This window comes from Hymenobacter sp. YIM 151500-1 (assembly GCF_025979885.1).
Lineage (GTDB): Bacteria > Bacteroidota > Bacteroidia > Cytophagales > Hymenobacteraceae > Hymenobacter.
Genome location: NZ_CP110139.1, coordinates 1,984,817 through 2,004,332, shown reverse-complemented (window position 1 = coordinate 2,004,332; position 19,516 = coordinate 1,984,817). Strand labels below are relative to the sequence as shown.

The window sequence follows — 19,516 nt, the reverse complement described above, 5'->3', positions numbered from 1 at the left end:
GTTTTATCCTTAGTTATGCCGCACCACCTGAGCGTCCGTATCGACCCCAATTCCGGCTTTTGCTTTGGCGTTATCTATGCCATCCAAATGGCTGAGGATCTGCTCGATGAGCAGGGGTACCTGTATTGCCTCGGCGACATAGTGCACAACGACGAGGAGGTAGAGCGCCTGGAGCAGCGGGGGCTGCGCATCATCGGCTACGAGCAGTTTGCCAGCCTGCGCAACGAGGCCGTGCTCATCCGGGCCCACGGCGAGCCGCCCAGCACCTACCAAACCGCCCTGGAAAACAACCTCACGCTGGTGGACGCCTCGTGCCCGGTGGTGCTAAAGCTCCAGAACCGCATTAAAACCTCCTACGACAAGCAGGAGCAGATTTTTATCTACGGCAAGCACGGGCACGCCGAGGTGCGCGGCCTGCTGGGCCAGACCAGCGGGCAGGCCGTGGTGTTTGAAAACCTGGACGAGTTGCTGCGCCACGAGCTGCCCGCCAACATCACCCTCTACAGCCAGACCACCAAGAGCACCGATTCGTTTTACCGCATCAAGGACGAGCTGGAGCAGCGCGGCTTTCAGGTGAATGCCAACGACACCATCTGCCGCCAGGTAAGCAACCGGGACAAAGACCTACGCAAGTTTGCCGCCCAGTTCGACCAGATTGTATTTGTATCGGGCACGAAAAGCTCCAACGGCAAGGTGCTTTACCAGGTGTGCAAGGAAACCAACCCCGCCACTCATTTTATTTCCAAGGTAGAAGAGCTACGGCCCGAGTGGTTTCAGCCGGGGCAGACGGTGGGCATCTGCGGGGCCACCAGCACCCCAATGTGGCTGATGGAGCAGGTGCGCGATGCACTGCTGATGCTGTAGCCAAGAGCTGATGAGCTGATGAGCTGAGGCCAGCCGCCCAGTCCCACCTTCCGACCAGACCTTTCGTAGACTATTCGACAACATGAGGCCAGTCGCCCAGCCTGCTCCTGATTCTGTACGCCTGAAGCCCGCGCCGCTGGGCTACAGAGGCGTAGCCATGGCGCTGATTATCTTGACGGCTTGGGCGGGACTGTTGGGCTTTTTACTGGCTGAGTACCAGCCCGACTGGCGCACGCCGGGGCCCTACTTGCTGGTGCTGCTGCAAACCCACCTCTACACTGGCCTGTTCATCACGGCCCACGACGCCATGCACGGCGTGGTCAGCGCCAACAAGCGCCTCAACAACGCCATCGGCACCCTGACGGCCGGGCTGTTTGCCTTCAACTGGTTTCCGCGGATGCTGCCCAAGCACCACGCCCACCACCGCCACGTAGGCACCGAGGACGACCCCGACTTCCACGACGGCCGCCACCCTGGCTTTCTGCGCTGGTTTCTGCGCTTCGCCTGGAACTACGTGACCGTGAGCCAGGTGCTGCTCATGGCCCTGACGTATAACTTGCTGAAGCTCTGGTTTCCGCAGGCCAATGTCATTGCTTTCTGGATGGTGCCAGCCGTGCTGGCTACCCTGCAGCTGTTCTACTTTGGTACCTACCTGCCCCACCGCGGCGAGCATGAGGCGCACAACCCGTATAAGTCGCGCAGTCAGCTGCGGCATCATCTGTGGGCATTCTGTAGCTGCTACTTTTTCGGCTACCACTATGAGCACCATGACCAGCCCTACGTGCCGTGGTGGCGCTTGTGGCGGGCCAAGGAGTTGGCCGAGCAAGCCGCCCGCTAGGTATAGCCGGATAAGTGGCTGCGGCTCTGGGGGCAGTGCCAAAATCTATAAAGTATAAGAGGCTGATTAGCTTACGACTATCCATACCTTTGTATATTGGTACGAATGTGCAGTGCAAAAATGCAGGCAACTTAGCCAAGTTATACTTGTACTGGAAATGAGGCAAAAACCCCTGCGAATTGGGCTTTATCGGCAGCTTCCCGGTTGGTTCTGGGTGGCTTTGCTGTGGGCAGTTAGCTCGGAGAACATTTTACTGGCTCAGGAAAAAAGCACCTCGCCGGCAGTTTACCTCGGCGAGATGCTACGGCCCGCCGAGTTGCCGCCCCGGCAAGCGGCGGCAGCGTTGCAGCAGGCCGAGCAGCAACTGAGCCTGCTGCCGCTTGCCGACACAACCGGCCGCTACCAGGTCCACGTGGCCGCCGGGCAGGCCGCTCAGGCTTTGCGCCGCTACCACGCCGCCCTGAAGCACTACCGCCAGGCCCTGTTGCTCACCAGGCCCTCGTCGGCAGCGGCGGCGGGCGTGCTGGCCCGGCTTGGGCACACCCTGCAGCAGCAGGGCGACACGGGCCAGGCGCGCAGCAAATACCAGCAGGCTTTGCAGCTGTACCGGCTTCAGCAAAACCGCGGCGGGCAGGCGCGCCTGCACGAGCAGCTAGGGCTGCTGTACGGCGGCCAGGATCGGTGGCGGCGGGCCCAGACCAGCCACGAGCAGGCCTTGGCCCTGTGGCAGGCTGCCGGCGACCAGCGCAACGCCATTGGCTCCCTCAACTACATTGGGCGGGCGCACCAGCGCCAGCGCCACCACAGCCGGGCCCTGTACTACCGGCAGCTGGGCCTGGCCAAAGCCGAAGAGCTGCACGACGATGCCCAAACCAGCCAGCTGCTGCACGGTATTGGTGAGCTGTATCAGGAGCTGGGCAACCACGAAGTCGCCCTGAGCTACTTCACCAGGGCGTTGCGCCGGCTGCCAGACACTGCTCCAGCCTCGGTGCGGGCCGCCACCTTGGGCGTGGTAGCTGCCATGCACGACTCGCTGCAGCAGCCGGAGTTGGCCGAGCGGTATTTGCGCCAGGCTACGGAGGAAGTCCGGCCGGCTTCGCCTACCCAGCGCAGTACCCTGTACTACTCGCTGGCCAGCGTGTACCGCCGCCAGGGCCGCCCCGATGAGGCGCTGGCGGCCCTCTCGTACCACGCGGCCCTGCAAGACAGTGCCTTTGCCGAGCAACGGGCCGTGCAGATTGCCGATTTGCGCACGCGCTACGAAACCGAGAAAAAAGAGCGTGAAATACAACTGCTGACGAAAGACCGGCAGCTACAAGAAGCCACTTTGCACCGGCAGAAGCAGCTGCGTAATCTGCTGGCTGTGGGCTCATTGCTGCTGCTGGCGGCAGTGGCGGCGTTGTACCGAGGTCGGCAGCAGCAGCAGCGAGCCAACCGCCTGCTCCAGCACAAGAACACGGCCATCAGCCGCCAGAAGGAAGAGCTGGACCGGCTTAATCAGACCAAAAACACGCTGTTTTCGATTATTTCCCACGATTTGCGCAGTCCGCTTAGCTCCCTGTACTCGCTGCTGTCTTTGCTCAACCTGGGCACGCTGCCGCCCGAGAAACTGGCGGTGCACTCGGCCCGGCTGACGCGCATGCTCGACGGCACGCTGCACCTGCTGGATAACCTGCTGAACTGGTCGGCGGCGCAGATGCAGGGCGAGGGAGCGGCCCGCCCCGAGCGCGTGCGTCTGGACTCGCTTATTGAAGAGACGCTGCTGCTACTGCTGGGCGACGCCGAGCGCAAGGAAATTCAGCTCATCAACCAGGTGCAGACGCCGCTGCTGGCCCGCGCCGACGTGAACATGGCCCGCCTGGTGCTGCGCAATCTGCTCAGCAATGCCCTCAAGTTTACGCCGCCCGGCGGCACCGTTACCGTAACCGCTGCCCCGCAGGGAAGCAGCTGGCAAGTAACCGTGCGCGACACGGGCGTGGGCATTGACCCCGCCTACTACGATAACATATCGGGCCTAACCGGTCCCCATACCACCCTGGGCACGGCCAGCGAAAAAGGAACGGGCCTGGGGCTGCGCCTCTGCCGCGACTTTGTGGACCGCAACGGCGGGCAGCTTTGGTTTGAAAGTGAGCTGGGCCGAGGCACCACGTTTCACTTCACCCTCCCTATGGCTGCCCCCGAAACTGCCGTACATCCAGCCAGTACCGCTGCCGAGCCTGCGGCAGCTGCTGTGCCGGTGCAGCTGCGAGCCTAAGCCTATGTGCAACAACCACTTGCCACGGCTATAGCAGCTCAGCAGGGCGGTCCATTATCAGCAGCCAGGCTCACGATGACGCGGGCTGCTGGCTAGTGCTGGCGCCGAATGAGGGAGCGGTTGACGATGCGCTCCGTAACCCGCTCACGGTAGGTCTGGCCCAGTGGCAGGGCGTGCCCACCCACTTTCACTTCCAAGTTGCTCACCGATTCGATGCGGGCGGCATTGACGAGGTAGGAACGGTGGGTGCGCACAAACAGGCCCGGCGGCAACTGCTCCTCCAGGTTTTTGAGGTTCACCAGCGTAAGGTGAGTCCGGCCGTCGGCGGTGTTGATTTTGGTGAAGTCCTTCAGTGCCTCAATGTAGAGCACTTCGCGGTAGTGCAGGCGCACAAACTGCGCGTCGGTGCGGATAAAAAAGGAGCCGCGGCCGGTTAGAGCGTCGGCTTGGGCGTCGGGCTCGGTGGTGCTGGTGCGCAGAATGCCCGCCACCTTGTTGACGGCTTTCAGGAAACGGTCGAGGGAAATCGGCTTGAGCAGGAAGTCGATGACGTCGAGGTTGAAGCCTTCCATGGCGTACTGCGGGAAGGACGTCATCAGCACCACCAGCGGCGGGTGTTGCAGGGAGCGTACCAGGTCGATGCCACTGAGATGGGGCATGGTAACGTCCGAGAAAAGCACCTGAACGCGGTTTTCCAGCAGGTACTTATGCGCATCCAGCGGGTCGGTGAAAGCAGCTTTCACGTCCAAAATATCCGTCATGGCTACGTACGCCTGTAGCAGGTCTAGCACTAGCGGATCGTCATCGAGAAGCAGACACGTAATCTTCATGCGGGGGACAAGTTCCAGGTGGCCGGCGTGAATATAAGGGGATGAAATTGATTTGTGCTATTATTTATAAGAAGAAATCAATGCTCGGCAGCCTACAGCCCCCAATGGTCTACTTTTTCCCCTGGTTGCTCTACTTTAATAACAGGATAATTTAACCCGAAGTATCTTCTGTAACTAGGGGTTAGCGCTTCGTATTGTCCTTGCTGCCGTTACTTTCTACTGGCTTATGCGCTTCGCTGCTCGCTCACTTAGTTGTCGTGGTTGTCATGAAACGTCCAGTCGTAGCTTCGGCAAGCGTAGCGCGGCCCCCGGTGGTACTGGGGGTGGCGCTTACGATTAGCCAGCACGAGGGACTGGGCCGTGCAGCACAAACTGCGTTTGGGGTAAGCACGCGCGCCATCAATTTGCGCATCGACCCTGGCATGGACCTGATTTTTTTGTGCGAAGCCACGCTGCCGGGCACGCTGCCCTGCCTGGCGGCACTTACCGCCCCCGATGTAGCGGCCGTACTGCTCCGCTCGGCCCAACTGGAATGGCTACCCGAGCCAGGGCGCAGCGTTGGGCGCGGCACTCCCACGCTAGGAGCCCTGGAAAGCGGTAACTGCTTTCTGACAGCCAACAGCCGCAAGATTCACGTGGCATCGTTCGGACCCCGGCAGGTGCAGCCTGCTCAGGTGCCTATGCAGATACAGGGCAGCACCAACTTGCTGGAGTTTCTGCGGGCCGAGTGGTTTACGCTGGAAATTTCGGGCACCAACCGGCGGCGCTTGTCGCGCCCCCTGACCTTCCGCGCCAGCCTGGAATTCGCCATCCAGACTCAGGACGGCCGCCAAGTGGCAGCTCAGGAGTAGAGGTGAAAAGGGGCTGATAGGCGGAAGCTAGGGCTCGTCGTAAGGCTTGCGCGGGTGCGCCTGCCTGCTCACGGAGTTTCTTGCAGCAGTTTCGGTAACAAGAAACCGGGGTGGAGGTGCGACTCTGAACATGAAACGGCCAGACATTCAAAAGCCCGCCTCCTGGTACCGGGAGGCGGGCTTTCTGAGTATACGGCGCTGAAACGCCAACTGCGCTTCGAGGCGCGGCAAGGCTTAGTGCACGGCGTTGGTCTTTTTGCAGCACTCGGGCAGCCGGTCGTAGGCGCGGGCGTCGGCGGGCTGGGTGTCGGCGTCGTAGCCGGTGCGCTGCACGGCGGTACGCAGGGCTTCGGGCGTGGTTTTGTCGGGGCGGAAAGTGACGGTCAGCATCTGGCTGGGAACGTCGAGCACGGCGGCCTGCACGCCTTTTTCATAAGCCAGGCTTTTTTCGAGGCGGGCCTTGCACATGTCGCACACGGCCGAGGTCTTCACCTGCACTTGCGCCGTGCCCTTGCCCGTTTTGGCGGGCGTGCCTTGCGCAAAGGCGCCGGAAGCAGGCAGCAGTAAGCAGAGCGCGGCTAGGAATGACAACAGGGTTTTCATAAATCAAAAAAGGAAAGAGGAAACTTGAAAAGGGAGAGAAGCCGAAAACAGCCTGCCTGAAAGAATTGTGCCGTTTCTAAAGGGCCAACAGCGTCAGGCGGCTTATTGCAGTGTGAGGCGCAGGCCGGCGTAGGTGAGGCGGCCGTAGGTGGGGCCCCACACCATGGCGGCGTCGAAGTGGGGGCCAAACGCGTCGGAAGCGCCCATGATGGGGTTAGGCTGGCGGTAGTTGAGCAGGTTTTCGACCCCGGCGTACAGCTCCAGCCGCTTGAAGGCGCGGGTAAGCTGGGCATTGAGCAAAGCGTAGCGCGGGGCCGTGGGCAAGGTGCTTTCGCCGGTGCCGTGCTGGTGCCCACTACTGCCCGGCATGGGTGCCAGAAGCCGCTCGCCGAAGCCCTGCACCGTAAGGTCGGCCCGCCACTTGTCGAAGGCCGAGGCGTAGGCCAGGTTCAGGAACAGGCGGTGGCGGGGCGTAAGCGGGCGGGGCAGCAGGTCGCCGCCGTAGCTGGTGCGCACGTCCAGGTACTTGTAGGCCGCCTTGGCTTGCAGGCCCTTCAGCGGCTCGGCCTGCACCTCGGCCTGGAAGCTGCGCGAAAACGACCGTCCTCCTGGCTCCAGGTTGTCAATCAGCAGCTCTGAGGCCTCGGAATAGGGGTCGGCTACCACCTGGTTCTGAAACTCGGTGTGGTAGTAGTCGGTTACGAACGTGGCCGGGCGGCCCAGCACCGTGAAGTACTGCGTAAACGAGCCGCCCACGTTCCAGGCCGTTTCGGGCCGCAGGTTGGGGCTGATGACGAACTGCCGGGAGCTAACCAGCATACCGGAGTTTTCGGCAATGGGGTTGGCCGTGCGGAATCCGCGGCCGGCCGCCAGGCGCAGCACGGTGTTCTTGGCCGGGTCGTACTTCACGTTGAGGCGCGGAGTCAGAAACCAGCCGTACAGGTTATGCCGGTCGAGGCGCAGGCCGCCCACCACGGTCAGGTTGCGGGCGTTCTGGTAAGTGTACTCAGCGAAGGCGCCTGGCACGCGCTCCAGGCGGGTGCGGTTTTCGCGGGCCCGGCGCTGCTCCGGCGTCTCGTTCACGGGCGCGAAGCCCGAGCGGTACACCTCCCGGTAGTCGTCGTGCAGGTAGCTCAGGCCGGCGCGGTAGGTGTGGGCCGTAGTGCCCAGAATGCTCTGAAACAGCAGCGTAGTCAGGCCCGTGCGCTGGGTGCCGTCGTAGGTGCGCTGGCCGTAGCGGGAAGTGAAGTCGTGGCTGGTGCCCGAGAGCAGCAAACCCAGGCTCTGGTAGGGCCGGCCGGGCCAGGTGTAGGAGGTTTTGGCGTAGCCGGTGTAGCGGTCCGTTTCCTGGGTGGTGCCGTAGAATGGGCCCGGTTGGGGCTGGCCTTCCCGGTAGTACATCTGCCCGCCCTGGCGCGTTTCGCGCAGGGCGCCCAGGCCGGCTTCCATCACCAAGCTCTTGCCCGACACGTATTTCCACTTATTGAACACGTTGTACTGGGTGGCCAGGGGCAGGTCCAGGAAGCCGTCCTTGTTTCGGTCGACGCGCTGGCCGAGGTGGTCGGTGTGCAGGAGCAGGGCCGTGCTTAGCTTCTTGCTCAGGGGCGAAGCCAGGTTCAGGTTGAGGTCGAACTTGCCCAGGTCGTTGGCGTAGGCGTTGAACAGCAGCCGGTCGGCCTTGTCGGGCTCCTTGAGGCGCACGTTCACCTGGCCCGAAATGCTTTCGTAGCCATTCACCACCGAGCCCATGCCCTTGATGATGTCGATGCTCTCAATCCAGGGCCCGGCCAGGTAGCCCAGGCGGTAGGGTGTGGCCAACCCGCGCAGAGCCGGCAGGTTGTCCACGGTTAGCAGAGAATACGCCCCATCAAGGCCCAGCAGCTGAATCTGCTTGGCCCCCGACACGGCGTCGGTGGTGGATACTTCCACCGAGGCATTGGTCTCGAAGCTCTCGGCCAGGTTGCAGCAGGCCGATTTGGTCAGGTCGCGGCTGGTAATGACCTGGGTGTTGGTGGGCGTGAGGCCGGAGTAGGAGGGAGCCCGGCCCTCCACTTTCACCTCGTTCAGCTCAGCCGAGCGTTGCAGGCCGATGCGCAAGTAGCCCGCGCCGGCGGCCTGCACGGTGTCGGGGCGGTAGCCGAGAAAGTTGACAACGAGGCGCTGGTCGGTGCCTGCCGGGCGCACCAGGGAAAAGGCGCCTTGCTTGTCGGTGGTTACGGCCTCAGTAGTGGCGCCCAGCCAGCGCACTACGGCGCCGGGCACGGGCGCGTTGGTAGCGGCATCGAGCACTTGCCCGCGCACGGGCGCCACCGAGGGGTCAATGGTTTGGGCCGTAGCGGCGCCGGCACTGGCCAGCACCAGGCTGGCAGCCGTCAGCCACTGCACGGGCCCGGATACAAGGTTCATATCGTCAGAAAGTTACGGGTTCTTGTCGGGAGAAAGCAGAGCACAAACTGCCCTGCGGCGGTCAGAAAAACCGCCCGAAAACAAGAACCCGCCTAGACGATGAGTACGCCCACGAACGTGAGCAAGGCCCGGCCCGCCCGCGGCGGTGGGGAGGAATCGGCGGCGTGCCAGCGGGCCGCCCCGCTGAGGAGCCGCAGCGGCTCCGGAGCCTGGGGCCAGGCAGTGTGGTCGAGCCAGACCGGCGCCAGCACCGGTACCGGCGCTTTCACCCAGTGCAACTCCGCCGAGGGGGCGTCCAGCTTATGGAAGTGCGCCCCAAACTCGCAGCAGGCCCCCGCTACCTGGGTTTTGCCAGCGGCCGCAGTGGCGTGCGACGCAGCGGCCTGGGCCGGCGGGCAGCCGTGCTCGTGCGGCGCAAACACGATGGACGCCGTGTGCCGCCCGCTTACCCTGCAGGTATGCTGCTGCACCGTCAGGCCCACCGAGGCGGTGAGGACGAGCAGCGCCAGCCAAGCGCTAAAGAGCCGATGAAGCAAGGGGCGTTTCATTTTCTGAAGCAAAGATACAACGCCAACCGCCGTTAGAAGGTGCAGGATACGGCGGGGAAAGGTGCGGAATATTGGCTGCTAGCTCCGGGTGCTTCAATCGGCTCTAGCAGTGATTCGCCTCACCCCCCTACGCCATCTGATGCGCGAAACGGGAGAGAAGGGCTTCAGTTCATAGTTGATACTCTACCGTCATCAACCATCAATGCGCGACAGTTGTGCTAAGTAGAGGAAGTAGCTACTAGAGCAATTTCGGGCTCCGTGTACGTCGGGCCCGAAACTGCTCTAAAAACGCATTTGTTCGTCGCTGAGCACGAGTTGATTATTCACCTTCTTAAGCAGAACAGCTTCAGGAGCCAGCCTCAGAAACAACTTGAATGCTTGTAGCTGCAGATTGTTCTTCGGCAGCAACGACCGGGCGTTCTGCTTTGCGTTGTCCTGAAATTTCTGAACTATCGGCTGCATCCACGCGCTGTATCGAGTGAAAGCCAAGGGCAGATCATGGGGCAATTGCCCAACAAAATGCGTCAGGACTCTGGCGCCGTAGATTGATAGAGAAGCCCCCATACCTGACAGAGCCGTGGGGCAGTAGGCAGCATCGCCAAGCAGCACGATTCGGCCCTGGGCCAGCTCCGGGGCATGTACCATGCCCATCTTATCGGCGTACAGAATGCCCCTCGTTGCTATTTCCTCCACAAGCGTTCGTACCTCGTCCGGAAATCCGGCGAAAGAGTACCGCAAAAGGTGCTTTGCATTGGCCTGAAGCTGCGCCACATCGTCTGTGTTCTGGATGTAGCACTGAATGGCGAGTTCATCTTCGGCTACGGGAAAGACAAAGAGCATTTTTCCTACGCCCATGAAAATACGGTTTACGCCGGGGGTGAATTGGTGTCTGCCAGCCAGCTTGCCTCCCATGTAGAACACGTTGAAGTCTTCTACCTGGGCATTCGCAACGTATCGGTTCCGGGTTGCGGACCGCAGCCCTTCGGCAATGATGAAGAAATCCGCATCGAGGGTTTCGCCGTTGGAAAGCGTCACGGCAACCGAAGTCGCCGTTTGCTGCACCGTTTCCACGGTGGCCCCAAAAATGACGCGCACCTTGTCTTGCACCGCTTCGTACATCACCCGGTGAAGGGTCGCCCTGGGGATGAGAATGGAGCGCACCCCGAGGAAGTAGCCGTGCAGCGAATCGACTTCACCACCCGCCCTGGGGACGAGAATGGAGCGCCCCCCCTCCTGATGTAGCCTGGCAATGTTCAGCTTACGGATAGGTCTTCCCTTCGCATCCAGGAAGCTTAGCGAGCTTGCCGGAACCTGAGCGGCCACCAGATTGGCCTCCAGTCCTAGCTCACCCATGATATCAATGCCGAAGCTTTTCAGCGAGAGCAGGTAGCCGGCATTCGTGAATGCGTGGGCTTTTTCGAGAACGGTGACGGCATAGCCGGCCTTGTGCAGCATGTTGGCGGCTGCCAGTCCGGCAATTCCGCCGCCCGAAATAACAACTGATTGGTTCATGAGATACCTGTTTATGAGACATACCGACCGTTTGGTATGTAGTTGAGAAAAAAATTATGTTTTGACAAGCGCGTAGATAGCATCCCAGAGCTTTAATACTTCGCTTTGTACCTTGGACAAGCCTTTTTGGATTAGTAAATGAAGAATGACCCCGTCAGCGGTACTGATGAAAAGCTTGGCGAGGCACTGGGGGCTGATGTCGCTTTTTATTTCGCCTGTGCGTTGCGCTACCTGGATAATTTTTATCCATGCGGCCAGTTCGTGGTCCTGCTGCTGGCTAAACTCGGCCTTAAAGTCAGGCAGGAGTCTGAGGGCGTCGAATATGAGATAGTAGTGGTTGACCTCAAAGTTGAAGTCGTCCTGACCTACTATGGTTGCCAGCCGGGCGGGTTTACCAATCCGTTCGGCCCAGTTGCGGTAAAACGCTTGCAGCGAGGTTGCCGAGAGAGCGTCGTAATTCTCGATTTGGAAGGCATTGAAAAAAGCACGTACTCCTTCTTCAAACACCTTCTCCTTACTATCAAAGTAGTGATAAAATGCTCCTTTCGACAGGCCACTGCTTTCGACCATCTCCTTCATAGTCACGTCCCGAAAGCCTCTTTGAAGGAAAAGAGCCAACGCTGTCTGGAGGATATGATTTCGTGTATCCATTGATATACCGACCGTTTGGTATGTAAATGTACTACGTTATTCTAATTGATCAAGTAAAATATTTCGAGCTGGTATAGAAACGCAATATTCCACGTCTTAGCATTGGACGACACTGGTTGTTAATCTGAACGATCCGGGCTAAGAGACGCGGCACTTTGTGTCTTTAAGTGCTTACGGCAACCGCAAAACCGTTTCTAAATTTTAGAATACTAAAGTTAAAGTCCCTCTCTTTTTTGGAGAGGGGTAGGGATGAGGCGACCTAGAGTTGGAAACCAGATATATAAGTTAACCGCCATCAACTCGCACTTTCCAAGCAAAGGAACTAGCCTTTAGCTTGTATTCCATTGTCAACTGACATTCTGTCAATCTGCCCCTTTACACGGGAGGCGAATTTCCAAAAAACCCTTTTCTCTGCTCAAAAACGGCTTTTTGTGAGGTGGTAGAAAATGGTAAAAGGTGGTTGCCTTTTCTGTAGCAATGCGTACTTTTGCTATATCCCGTTGCCTTGTCTTTTCCACACCTGCCATGAACCTGCTGCTCTCCGGCGAATACGAGTGCAAGCTCGACCCCAAAGGTCGGCTGGTGCTGCCGGTGAAGGTGAAGGCCAACCTGCCCGAAGCTTCGGGCAACCAGCTGGTGCTGGTGCGCGGGTTTGAGCCCTGCCTGGTGCTGTACCCGCGGGCTGCGTGGCGGGTGATTCATGAGAAGGTAATGGCGCTGGACGAGTTTAATGAGGAGTATCGACAGTTTCAGCGCAACTTTTTCCGGGGCATGACGGAGGTGGAGCTGGATACCATCGGGCGGTTTATGCTGCCGGGCTCCATGCGCCGCTACGCCGGCATCGAGAAGGAAGCCATTATCGTGGGGCTGGGCAACCGCTGCGAAATCTGGGACCCCGCCCGCTACGACGACTTCCTTATCAAAGACCAGCAAAGCTTCTCGAAGCTGGCCCAAAAATTCCTGACCACCGAACCTGGGCCCGGCAGCCCCCTGGCCGCATGAGTGCCCCCAGCTACGACAACGACACCGCCTACCACCGCCCCGTAATGCTACGGGAGTGTCTGGAGGCCCTGGACCTGCGCCCCGACGGCCGCTACGTGGACGTCACCTTCGGTGGGGGCGGGCACTCGGCCCGCATTCTGGAGCGGCTGGGGCCGCAGGGCCACCTCTACAGCTTCGACCAGGATGCCGACGCCGAGCGGGAGGCCCACAAGCTGGCCCGGCCGGAGTTTACCTTCATCCGCAGCAACTTCCGAAACCTGCACCAGGAGCTGGACCGCCGCGGCGCCCTGCCCGTAGACGGGCTGCTGGCTGATTTGGGAGTTTCCTCGCACCAGTTTGATACGCCGGAGCGCGGCTTCAGCACCCGCTTCGACGGGCCCCTGGACATGCGCATGAACCCGGACGAGGGCGGTACCTCGGCCGCCGACATCATCAACGAATATTCCGAAGCCGATTTGCACCGCATTTTCGGCATGTACGGGGAAGTAACCAATGCCCGCACCCTAGCCGCTACGGTAGTTTCTAGCCGGCGCGGGCAGAACATTACCACTATTGCGGCCCTGAAAAAGGCCATTGCTCCGTGCACGCCCCGCGGCAAGGAAAACAAGTATCTGGCCCAGGTATTCCAGGCCCTGCGCATTGAGGCCAACGATGAAATGGCGGCCTTGCAGCAGATGCTGGAGCAGACGGCCCAGGTGCTGCGCCCCGGTGGGCGACTGGTGGTGATGAGCTACCACTCCCTGGAGGACCGGCTGGTGAAGAACTTCCTGGCCAAGGGCAAGTTCTACGGCGAGGCCGAAAAAGACCTGTTTGGCCGCACCAGCCTGCCCTTCGAGGTGCTTACTCGCAAGCCCATCGAAGCCACGGCCGAGGAAGTAGCCCTGAACAGCCGCGCCCGTTCGGCGAAGCTGCGCATCGCAATGAAGAATTAATAATTAGTAATGAAGAACTACGGCCTCTCCTGTGTTCAGCAGTGCCAGCGCCCGGCCCCAAGCCGGACGACGCGGCCGTGTGCTGCCAGAATCCGTGCTGGGGCGGTCAGCACCTCATTATTAATTATCAATTACTACTTATTAATTCAAAGACAGTGGCTCTCAATACAGTAAAACCAGCTGCCAACCCGCCCCGCGCCAACGTGCCCCGCGAAGCTGCGCCCGTAGCCGTGGAGCCCGTAGCCGCGCCCCAGCCGGAACCAGCCCCGCAGCCGGCGCCCAAGCCACCGCGGGAGCCCCGGCAGGCCCCGCCGAAGCGCAGCACCTGGAGCGTGTTTTCGGTGCTGGAGCGGGCCACGCGGGTAGATGGGCTGTTTCGGGAGGGGCTGCCGGTGCGGTTTCTGCCCTACCTGCTGTTTATCATGTTTCTGACGCTGGTCTACATCGGCAACACGCACTACGCCACGCGCATGAACCGCAGCATTCAGAAGCTGAAGCTGGAAACCGAAGACCTGCGCGCCGACTATACCACCCTGAAATCGGACTACATGGAGGCTAGCAAGCAGAGCGAGGTGGCCCGCAAGGTGGCGGCCTACGGGTTGGTGGAAAGCTCCTCGCCGCCCTTCCGCATTACGGTGCCCGCCGGCCGCCTCGACGAGGCCGAGCTGGACCGCATGCCCGTGCTGACCGCCGACTCGGTGGCGGCCATGATAGCCCGCGCTAAAGCCGACTCCCTGCGCCGCGCCGCCGGCCCGGCCCTGTCCGACTCCATTGAGGTGGGCGCTCCGCCCGTGCCCATCGGCACCGACGTGAACGGGGAGCCAGCCGTACCCGAAACCACGCAAGCCGCATCTTCCAATCGTTCAGCCCCGCGCCGCAATGAAAGGAAACGTTAAAAAGAGCATTGTTACCCGCGTCCGCCTGGCGTTTCTGGGCGTGTGCCTGTTTTCGTGCGCCGTGGTGTGGCGCATTGCCCACATCCAGTTCAAGGAAGGCGCCAAGTGGAGCGCCCTGGAGCAGGAGCGCCGCATCGTGTACCAGCCGGTGTTTGCTACCCGCGGCAACATCTTCTCCGACAACGAAAGCATCATGGCCACCTCGCTGCCCTTCTACCGGGTGGCCTGGGACCCGAGCGTGGTGAGTGAAGCTCTATTTGAGCAGAAAGCTGATTCATTGGCGCTAATGCTGTCCCGTTTTTTCGGTGACCGGACCAAGCTAGACTATCTCACCAGACTTAACGAGGCAAGAGAAAAAAAATCACGCTATGTTCGCCTAAACTCCCGGCAAATCAATTATCAGGAGAAGAAGGAGCTGGCCCAGTGGCCCATCTTCCGGGCCGGTAAGAACAAGGGCGGGGTCATCTTCGAGAAAGTAGATAAGCGGTTCCGGCCCTTCGGGGGGCTAGCCCAGCGCACCATTGGCTTCGTGAATGAGGACAAGAACGGGGCGGGGCTGGAATTTACCTTCAACCGCCACCTGGCCGGCAAGGACGGCGAGGCCCTGTTTGAGCGCCTGCCCGGCGGCAACAAGCCCATCTACGACGGCACCGAGGTCAAGCCCCAGCCGGGCTACGACATCAAAACCACTCTCGACATCAACCTCCAGGACGTGGCCGAAAACGCCTTGTACAAGTCGCTGCTGGACAACAACGCCCAGTACGGCACAGTGATTCTGATGGAGGTGAAAACCGGCGAAATCAAGGCCGTGGCCAACCTGGGCAAGGTAGCCGAGGGCGTGTACCGCGAAGACTACAACTACGCCATTGCCGACCAGGGCCGCACCGAGCCGGGCTCTACCTTCAAGCTGGCCTCCATGATGGCGGCGTTTGAGGAAGACCCCGACCTGGAGCTGACCGACACCATCAACACCGGCAACACCGGCTCCATGCGCATCGGCGGGGCCGTCAAGACCGACTCGCACCCGTACGGGCGTATTACCTTGCAGCAAGTGTTCGAGAAGTCGTCGAACATTGGGGTGGCCAAGCTCACGGACCGGGTGTTCAACAAGGCGCCCGAGAAGTACACTGATTATCTGAAGAAGTTTGGGCTCGACAAACCCCTGGGCTTCCAGATGGCCGGGGAGGCGCGGCCCTACATCAAAGACCCCACCGACCGAAGCTGGAGCCGCACTTCGCTCACCACCATGAGCATCGGCTACGAGCTGAAGCTGGCGCCCCTGCAAACCCTGGCTTTCTACAACGCCGTGGCCAACAACGGAGTAAAGATTCAGCCCATCATCGTGAAGGAAATCAAGCAGGCCGACAAGGTGCTGGAGCGGTTTGAGGCCCAGGTACTCAACCCCAAAATCTGCTCCGACGAGACGCTGCGCAAGGTAAAAGCCATGATGGAGGGCGTGGTGGAGCACGGCACGGCCCGCGGCATCCGCACCACCGACTACCTGATGGCGGGCAAAACCGGCACGGCCTGGAAGTTCAAGAACGGCGCCTATACCAAGGTGTATTCCACCAGCTTCTGCGGCTACTTCCCGGCCGACAACCCCAAGTACTCCTGCATTGTGGTGGTAGACTCGCCCAAGAATGGCCGCATCTACGGCGCCGACGTGGCCGCGCCCGTGTTCCGGGAGCTGGCCGACAAAGCCATGGCCCGCGACGCCGCCTCGCAGCGCCCCCTGCTGGCCCGCGCCCCGGTGCGCAAGTCCAGGGTGCCGCGGGTGCAGGCCGGGATGCAGGACGAGCTGAGCCTGGTGTTCAGCAAGCTGGGCGTGACCCACACCGGCGCCACCGGCACCGATGACTGGGTGCGCACCCAGCCCGCCGACTCCGACGCCGAAAGCCTGAACCTGCGCCCCATGCCCGTGCGCCCCGGCCGGGTGCCCAACGTGCAGGGCCTCACCCTGCGCGACGCCTTGTTCCTGCTCGAAAACCGCGGCCTGCGGGTGCGCGCCCTGGGTACGGGCCGGGTCAAAACCCAATCGGTAGCCGCCGGCTCGGCCGTGCGGCGCGGCACTACGGTGGTGTTGCAGCTGGAGCCCATCGGCGGCCGCCTCGCCGCCCCCGTGCCGGCTGCCCCACCCGCGCCCGGCCTGGCCACCCTGGCTGATGGCCGCACTCCGAAGCCCGCTGGCCCGCCAGCCCCGGCCGAAACCGGGGCTTCCGGCCCCAAAAAGCCAGCTGCCAAAGCTGCCGCGCCCAACTCGGCTGCCGTCGTAACCAAGGCCAAGCCCAAAGCCTGACCGTTAGAACACTGCGAAACACTGCGCCTTTTCACTGCGCAACACTGCGAGAAACCCACCTTGGACATCCAGTTTCCCCTCTCCGCCCTCACCACTGCCATTGCCGTGCGGGCTCAGCACGGCCCCGCCGACGCGTCCATTACCAGCCTCACGCTGGATTCCCGGCAGGCTGGGCCGGGCGCCGTGTTCTTCGCCCTGCGCGGCACCGCCACCGACGGCCATCAGTTCATTCCGAAGGCGGTGGAGCAGGGCGCCGCCGCGGTGGTCTGCGAAGACCTGCCCGCCGAGCTGAGCCCCGCCACCACCTATGTGCAGGTGCCCGACTCGGCCGAGGCCATGGCCCGCATGGCGGCGGAGTTCTACGGCCAGCCTTCCCGCCGCCTCCGGCTGGTGGGCGTGACGGGCACCAACGGCAAAACCACCTGCGCCACCATGCTGCACAAGCTGTTCCGGGAGCTGGGCTACCGGTGCGGGCTGCTGAGCACGGTGCAGAACCAGATTGACGAGGAGGTACTGCCGGCCACCCACACCACGCCCGACGCCATTCGGCTGAACGAGTTGCTGGCTCGCATGCTCAAGGCCGGTTGCACCCACGTGTTTATGGAAGTCAGCTCCCACTCGGTGGTGCAGCACCGCATTACGGGCCTGCACTTTGCGGGCGGCATCTTCACCAACCTTTCCCACGACCACCTCGACTACCACGGCACTTTTGATGCGTACATCAAGGCCAAAAAAGGCTTCTTCGACCAGCTGCCGAAGTCGGCCTTTGCCCTCACCAACGCCGACGATAAGCGCGGGCAGGTGATGCTGCAAAACGTGGTGGGCCGCCGCGAAACCTACTCCCTGCGCGGAGCGGCCACGTTCCGGGCCCGCCTCATCGAAAATGCCGTGCACGGCCTGCACCTGGAGGTAGACGGCCGCGAGGTGCAGTTTCGGCTCATCGGGGTGTTCAACGCCTACAACCTGCTGGCCATCTACGGGGCAGCCGTGCTACTGGGTGAAGACCCCACCGAGGTGCTCACCGTGCTGTCGGGCCTCACGTCGGCCCCCGGTCGGTTTGAGCCGGTGGTGTCCGGGAAGGGCCGCATTACGGGCATCGTGGACTACGCCCACACCCCCGACGCCCTCGAAAACGTGCTCCAGACCATTGCCGACATTCGCCAGCCCAGCCAGCAGGTGATTACCGTGGTGGGCTGCGGCGGCAACCGCGACGCCGCCAAGCGCCCGGTTATGGCCAAGCTAGCCGCCCAGCTGTCCAGCCGCGCCGTGCTGACTTCCGACAACCCCCGCTTCGAGGACCCCACCGACATTCTGGCCCAGATGCAGGCCGGCGTGCCCGCCGCCGACCAGGGCAAGGTGCTTACTATCCCCGACCGGCGCGAGGCCATCAAAACTGCCATTGCCTTGGCCCAGCCCGGCGACATTGTGCTGGTAGCCGGCAAAGGCCACGAAGCCTACCAGGAAATCAAGGGCGTGAAAACTGATTTTGACGACAAGCAGGTAGTACAGGAAATGTTCGACATGCTGGGTAAGTGAATCGCGGATTAAACGGATTACTCAGATTTCGCGGATTTCGATTACGGCATCCCATAACGCTGCTTTAATTACCAAAATCCGCGAAATCTGAATAATCCGTTTAATCCGCGATTCTCAGCCGAATACACAAAATCTGCATAAACATAACCTTGGACCTCCCCCAAAAATCCTAAACCTTTGCAGCCTGGACACCTGCTGACCTCCAACTGCTGACCCTTGCAACATGCTGTATTACATTTTTAATTACCTCGATAAAGTACATCATGTACCGGGCACGGGGGTGTTCCAGTACATTTCGTTTCGGGCGGCGCTGGCAGTAGTTACCTCGCTCATCATTGCCCAGTTCTTCGGCAAGCCCCTGATTCAGAAGCTCCAGCGCCTGCAAATCGGGGAGACGGTGCGCGACCTGGGCTTGCAGGGGCAGCTGGAGAAGAAGGGCACGCCCACCATGGGCGGGCTGATTATTCTGCTGGCCATCCTGGTGCCGGTGCTGCTGTTTGCCAAGCTCGACAACATCTACATTGTGCTCATGCTGCTTAGCACCGTGTGGCTGGGACTGATTGGCTTTATTGATGACTACATCAAAGTAGTAAAGAAGGACAAGGAGGGGCTGGCCGGCCGCTTCAAGGTGCTGGGCCAGGTGGGCCTGGGCCTCACGGTGGGCTGGGTGCTGTTCTTCTCCAACGACGTAACCGTGCGTCAGTACGCCCTAGCCGACGGTACATTCTCAGCCGTGGACGCCAGCACCGTGTATCAGGATGTGAAGCTGATGATTACGACAGTGCCCTTCCTCAAAAACAACGAGTTGAACTACGGCGACCTGTTTGCCACGGCCGGCGAGTTTTTTAATGAGTACTACGCCTTCTTCTACATCCCCATCGTCATTTTTCTCGTCACGGCCATCAGCAATGGGGCCAACATCACCGATGGCCTCGACGGGCTGGCGGCGGGCACCTCGGCCATTATCGGCAGCACGCTGGCCATTTTCGCCTTCGTAAGCGGCAATGCCCTACTGGCCGATTACCTTGATATCATGTTTATCCCGAATTCCGGGGAGCTGGTTATTTTCTGCACGGCCTTCGTGGGGGCCTGCGTGGGCTTTCTGTGGTACAATTCCTATCCCGCCCAGGTGTTCATGGGCGACACGGGGTCGTTGGCGCTGGGCGGCATCATTACTGTGCTGGCTCTCATTGTACGCAAGGAGCTATTGATACCGATATTATGCGGGGTTTTTGTAGTTGAAAACCTCTCGGTGATGGTGCAGGTGGGATACTTTAAATACACCAGGCGCAAGTATGGCGAAGGCCGCCGGTTGCTGCGCATGTCGCCTTTGCACCATCACTACCAGAAGCTCGGCTACCACGAGTCCAAAATCGTGTCGCGGTTCTGGATTGTAGGCATTATGCTGGCAGTGTTGACACTTGTAACCTTGAAACTGCGCTAAATCTGAGACATGAGATTGTGAGACATGAGAAGTGAGACGAATGTCGTTCGTGC

Annotated in this window: 16 protein-coding genes; 10 read left to right on the top strand and 6 right to left on the bottom strand. The window is 60.9% G+C overall.

Annotated elements, in window-relative coordinates; genetic code table 11:
• Positions 1–15: 15 nt before the first annotated feature.
• The 3 genes from OIS53_RS08290 (at position 16) to OIS53_RS08280 (ending at position 3,956) form a co-directional block, all read left to right on the top strand.
• Positions 16–864, top strand: coding sequence for a 4-hydroxy-3-methylbut-2-enyl diphosphate reductase (locus OIS53_RS08290; RefSeq protein WP_264681929.1), 849 nt, complete (start codon positions 16–18; stop codon positions 862–864).
• 82 nt (positions 865–946) lie between these two features.
• A complete protein-coding gene (locus OIS53_RS08285) occupies positions 947–1,702 on the top strand; it encodes a fatty acid desaturase (protein WP_264681928.1) in 756 nt (251 codons plus the stop codon).
• Positions 1,703–1,859: 157 nt separating this feature from the next.
• Positions 1,860–3,956, top strand: coding sequence for an ATP-binding protein (locus OIS53_RS08280; RefSeq protein WP_264681927.1), 2,097 nt, complete (start codon positions 1,860–1,862; stop codon positions 3,954–3,956).
• 92 nt (positions 3,957–4,048) lie between these two features.
• Here the strand turns inward: OIS53_RS08280 and OIS53_RS08275 are convergent, their stop codons facing one another.
• Complete coding sequence (locus tag OIS53_RS08275; protein ID WP_264681926.1) at positions 4,049–4,786, bottom strand: LytR/AlgR family response regulator transcription factor; 738 nt, start codon at positions 4,784–4,786, stop codon at positions 4,049–4,051.
• Between the two features lie 266 nt (positions 4,787–5,052).
• Between OIS53_RS08275 and OIS53_RS08270 the strand changes: the two genes are divergently transcribed.
• Complete coding sequence (locus OIS53_RS08270) at positions 5,053–5,637, top strand: hypothetical protein (RefSeq protein ID WP_264681925.1); 585 nt, start codon at positions 5,053–5,055, stop codon at positions 5,635–5,637.
• 234 nt (positions 5,638–5,871) lie between these two features.
• Here OIS53_RS08270 and OIS53_RS08265 read toward each other — a convergent pair whose 3' ends face one another.
• The 5 genes from OIS53_RS08265 to OIS53_RS08245 all read right to left on the bottom strand — a co-directional run bounded on the left by OIS53_RS08265 (position 5,872) and on the right by OIS53_RS08245 (position 11,357).
• Positions 5,872–6,240 (bottom strand): heavy-metal-associated domain-containing protein, encoded by a 369-nt coding sequence (locus tag OIS53_RS08265; protein WP_264681924.1) that lies wholly within the window; start codon positions 6,238–6,240, stop codon positions 5,872–5,874.
• A 102-nt stretch (positions 6,241–6,342) separates the two neighbouring features.
• A complete protein-coding gene (locus OIS53_RS08260) occupies positions 6,343–8,646 on the bottom strand; it encodes a TonB-dependent receptor (RefSeq protein WP_264681923.1) in 2,304 nt (767 codons plus the stop codon).
• A 92-nt stretch (positions 8,647–8,738) separates the two neighbouring features.
• Positions 8,739–9,194: a hypothetical protein gene (locus OIS53_RS08255; RefSeq protein WP_264681922.1), complete on the bottom strand. Its 456-nt coding sequence runs from the start codon at positions 9,192–9,194 to the stop codon at positions 8,739–8,741.
• A 282-nt stretch (positions 9,195–9,476) separates the two neighbouring features.
• Positions 9,477–10,706, bottom strand: coding sequence for an FAD-dependent monooxygenase (locus tag OIS53_RS08250; RefSeq protein WP_264681921.1), 1,230 nt, complete (start codon positions 10,704–10,706; stop codon positions 9,477–9,479).
• A gap of 54 nt (positions 10,707–10,760) precedes the next feature.
• A complete protein-coding gene (locus tag OIS53_RS08245; protein ID WP_264681920.1) occupies positions 10,761–11,357 on the bottom strand; it encodes a TetR/AcrR family transcriptional regulator in 597 nt (198 codons plus the stop codon).
• A gap of 525 nt (positions 11,358–11,882) precedes the next feature.
• Between OIS53_RS08245 and mraZ the strand changes: the two genes are divergently transcribed.
• From mraZ to mraY, 6 genes are all read left to right on the top strand, one after another.
• On the top strand, positions 11,883–12,359 hold the full coding sequence (gene mraZ / locus OIS53_RS08240; protein ID WP_264681919.1) for a division/cell wall cluster transcriptional repressor MraZ: 477 nt from the start codon (positions 11,883–11,885) through the stop codon (positions 12,357–12,359).
• Positions 12,356–13,291 carry a 16S rRNA (cytosine(1402)-N(4))-methyltransferase RsmH gene (gene rsmH / locus OIS53_RS08235; RefSeq protein ID WP_264681918.1) on the top strand — a complete coding sequence of 312 codons (936 nt, stop codon included), beginning with the start codon at positions 12,356–12,358 and terminating at the stop codon, positions 13,289–13,291. The genes mraZ and rsmH overlap by 4 nt, the downstream gene beginning before the upstream one ends.
• A gap of 155 nt (positions 13,292–13,446) precedes the next feature.
• On the top strand, positions 13,447–14,187 hold the full coding sequence (locus OIS53_RS08230; protein WP_264681917.1) for an FtsL-like putative cell division protein: 741 nt from the start codon (positions 13,447–13,449) through the stop codon (positions 14,185–14,187).
• A complete protein-coding gene (locus OIS53_RS08225) occupies positions 14,171–16,483 on the top strand; it encodes a penicillin-binding protein (protein ID WP_264681916.1) in 2,313 nt (770 codons plus the stop codon). Before OIS53_RS08230 ends, OIS53_RS08225 begins: the two co-directional genes overlap by 17 nt.
• Before the next feature lie 66 nt (positions 16,484–16,549).
• Positions 16,550–18,019: a UDP-N-acetylmuramoyl-L-alanyl-D-glutamate--2,6-diaminopimelate ligase gene (locus OIS53_RS08220; protein WP_413775191.1), complete on the top strand. Its 1,470-nt coding sequence runs from the start codon at positions 16,550–16,552 to the stop codon at positions 18,017–18,019.
• A 223-nt stretch (positions 18,020–18,242) separates the two neighbouring features.
• A complete protein-coding gene (gene mraY / locus OIS53_RS08215) occupies positions 18,243–19,463 on the top strand; it encodes a phospho-N-acetylmuramoyl-pentapeptide-transferase (RefSeq protein WP_264681915.1) in 1,221 nt (406 codons plus the stop codon).
• The last annotated feature ends 53 nt before the right edge of the window (positions 19,464–19,516 follow it).

Bases quoted from the DNA above. Each gene is read 5' to 3' on its own strand.
- OIS53_RS08290 (WP_264681929.1), top strand. From the start codon at position 16: ATGCCGCACCACCTGAGCGTCCGTATCGACCCCAATTCCGGCTTTTGC.
- OIS53_RS08285 (WP_264681928.1), top strand. From the start codon at position 947: ATGAGGCCAGTCGCCCAGCCTGCTCCTGATTCTGTACGCCTGAAGCCC.
- OIS53_RS08280 (WP_264681927.1), top strand. From the start codon at position 1,860: ATGAGGCAAAAACCCCTGCGAATTGGGCTTTATCGGCAGCTTCCCGGT.
- OIS53_RS08275 (WP_264681926.1), bottom strand. From the start codon at position 4,786: ATGAAGATTACGTGTCTGCTTCTCGATGACGATCCGCTAGTGCTAGAC.
- OIS53_RS08270 (WP_264681925.1), top strand. From the start codon at position 5,053: ATGAAACGTCCAGTCGTAGCTTCGGCAAGCGTAGCGCGGCCCCCGGTG.
- OIS53_RS08265 (WP_264681924.1), bottom strand. From the start codon at position 6,240: ATGAAAACCCTGTTGTCATTCCTAGCCGCGCTCTGCTTACTGCTGCCT.
- OIS53_RS08260 (WP_264681923.1), bottom strand. From the start codon at position 8,646: ATGAACCTTGTATCCGGGCCCGTGCAGTGGCTGACGGCTGCCAGCCTG.
- OIS53_RS08255 (WP_264681922.1), bottom strand. From the start codon at position 9,194: ATGAAACGCCCCTTGCTTCATCGGCTCTTTAGCGCTTGGCTGGCGCTG.
- OIS53_RS08250 (WP_264681921.1), bottom strand. From the start codon at position 10,706: ATGAACCAATCAGTTGTTATTTCGGGCGGCGGAATTGCCGGACTGGCA.
- OIS53_RS08245 (WP_264681920.1), bottom strand. From the start codon at position 11,357: ATGGATACACGAAATCATATCCTCCAGACAGCGTTGGCTCTTTTCCTT.
- mraZ (WP_264681919.1), top strand. From the start codon at position 11,883: ATGAACCTGCTGCTCTCCGGCGAATACGAGTGCAAGCTCGACCCCAAA.
- rsmH (WP_264681918.1), top strand. From the start codon at position 12,356: ATGAGTGCCCCCAGCTACGACAACGACACCGCCTACCACCGCCCCGTA.
- OIS53_RS08225 (WP_264681916.1), top strand. From the start codon at position 14,171: ATGAAAGGAAACGTTAAAAAGAGCATTGTTACCCGCGTCCGCCTGGCG.
- mraY (WP_264681915.1), top strand. From the start codon at position 18,243: ATGCTGTATTACATTTTTAATTACCTCGATAAAGTACATCATGTACCG.